Origin of the sequence: Duganella vulcania, from assembly GCF_009857655.1 — a bacterium.
In the GTDB taxonomy this organism is placed as follows: Bacteria; Pseudomonadota; Gammaproteobacteria; order Burkholderiales; family Burkholderiaceae_D; genus Rugamonas; species Rugamonas vulcania.
Map to the genome: position 1 here is coordinate 1 of NZ_WWCX01000234.1, position 1,862 is coordinate 1,862.

Sequence of the window (1,862 nt, forward strand, 5' to 3'; positions counted from 1 at the left end):
CGTCGAGCTGGTGGACCCGGCCGGCAACCTGCTGTGGCTAATCTGCGGCCAGCAACCGCTGGCGCCGCTGCCGCTGCGCGCGCCGCTGCATCCGCTGACCAACAGCGTCGGCCTGCTGCCGCGCGTCAACGCCACCGTGCGCCCGCCGCTGGAGCCGGCCGCCATCGCGCGGCTGGGCCACGTGGTGCTGCAGACGGTCGATTTCGCCAACATGGCGCAGTGGTATATGCGCCACCTGGGCCTGATCCCCACCGATGTGCAATACCTGGAGGACGGCACGCCGGCGCTATGCTTCTTCCGGCTCGACCTGGGCGCGGCGCCGGCCGACCACCACAGCTTCGTGCTGGCCGGCGGCATCGAGGACAAATACGAGCACAGCGCCTACGAGGTGGTCGACCTGGACGCGCTGGGCCAGGGCCACAACGTGTTGCGCGCCGCCGGCCACCGCCACATGTGGGGCATCGGCCGCCACGTGCTGGGCAGCCAGCTGTTCGACTACTGGTACGACCCGGACGGCATGGAGTTCGAGCACTACACCGACGGCGACGTGTTCACCGCCGACCATCCCACCCACTACGTGCCGCTGGAGCTGTCGAGCATCTGGGCCTGGGGCGACGACGTGCCGGCCTCGATGGGCGTGCGGCGCGACCTCGGCACGCTGTTCAAGGTGGCGCGGCTGCTGTGGCAGGGCCGGCTGCCGCTGGCGCGCCTGAAGCTGCTGGGGCGCGCCATGAGCCGCCCGCGCCCGTGGCTGTAAGCGCCCTTTCATACCCTTTTCACACAGGAGAACAATATGGCAATCACCGTGGTCCGCTTTCTGCACGAGGGCGACGCCCGCTGGGGCGTGGTACACCAGGGCCGCATCGCGCCGCTGGCCGGGCGCTACGCCAGCACGGCCGACTTCATCAACGAGGGCATGGCGGCGGCCCAGGCCAGCACGCCGCAGCAGGCGCTGCTGGACCTGGCGCGGGTGACGCTGCTCTCGCCCATCACCGGCGACCGCCAGTTCCTGTGCCAGGGCATCAACTACGCCAGCCACGTGCGCGAGTCCGGCATGGACCCGGCGCGGATCGGCTTCAATACCTTGTTCACCAAGGCGCCGTCGTCGCTGGCGTCGGCGCATGACGACATCGTGCGCCCGGCCCACGTGCGCCTGCTGGACTATGAGATCGAGCTGGGGCTGGTGATGAAACGGCCGCTGCGCGCAGCCACCACCATCAGCAGCGGAGAGCTGCACCACTGGCTGGCCGGCGTCACCATCGTCAACGACATCAGCGCGCGCGACGTGCAACTGCCGCAGGGCCAGTTCTACAAGGGCAAAAGCTACCGTACCTTCGGCCCGGCCGGCCCCTACCTGCTGCTGCTGGACGCGGCCGAATGGCTGCGCTGGCCGGAGCTGCGCATGCGGCTGGCGGTCAACGGCCAGCCGCGCCAGGAAAGCCTGTGCGGCGACATGCTGTACAAGCCGCACCAGACGCTGACCGAGGTGTCGGGCCTGCACGACCTGGCGCCGGGCGACCTGATCGCCACCGGCACGCCGGCCGGCTGCGCCGCGCGTGCGCCGGGCAAGCTGGTCATGTGGATCATGAGGCACTTCATGTCGGACGCCACCAAATGGCGGCTGTTCATCCAGAAGGGCTTGAGCAATCCGGCCTACCTGCAGCCGGGCGACGTGATCACCGCCACCATCCGCAGCGACGACGGCCGGCTCGACCTGGGCGAGCAGCGCAACCGGGTGGTGGCGGCATGAGCGCGCCCCGCATCGCGGCCATGGTCGAGCAGTTTGGCGAGGCCGGCGCGCTGCGCGTGCGCGACATTGCGCCATCGCGGCCGGGCCGGGGCCAGGTCGTGGTGCGGGTGGC

The 1,862-nt window shown here is 70.4% G+C and carries 2 protein-coding genes; both read left to right on the forward strand.

Going from position 1 to position 1,862, the window contains the following annotated elements:
- Positions 1-757 (forward strand): VOC family protein (locus tag GTP90_RS35595; protein WP_161087916.1); only part of this gene is annotated, 757 nt, incomplete at its 5' end.
- 36 nt (positions 758-793) lie between these two features.
- On the forward strand, positions 794-1,750 hold the full coding sequence (locus GTP90_RS35600) for a fumarylacetoacetate hydrolase family protein (protein WP_161087917.1): 957 nt from the start codon (positions 794-796) through the stop codon (positions 1,748-1,750).
- The last annotated feature ends 112 nt before the right edge of the window (positions 1,751-1,862 follow it).

What these genes read in the sequence shown, in the direction of transcription:
- GTP90_RS35600 (WP_161087917.1), top strand. Translation starts at nt 794, where the DNA reads ATGGCAATCACCGTGGTCCGCTTTCTGCACGAGGGCGACGCCCGCTGG.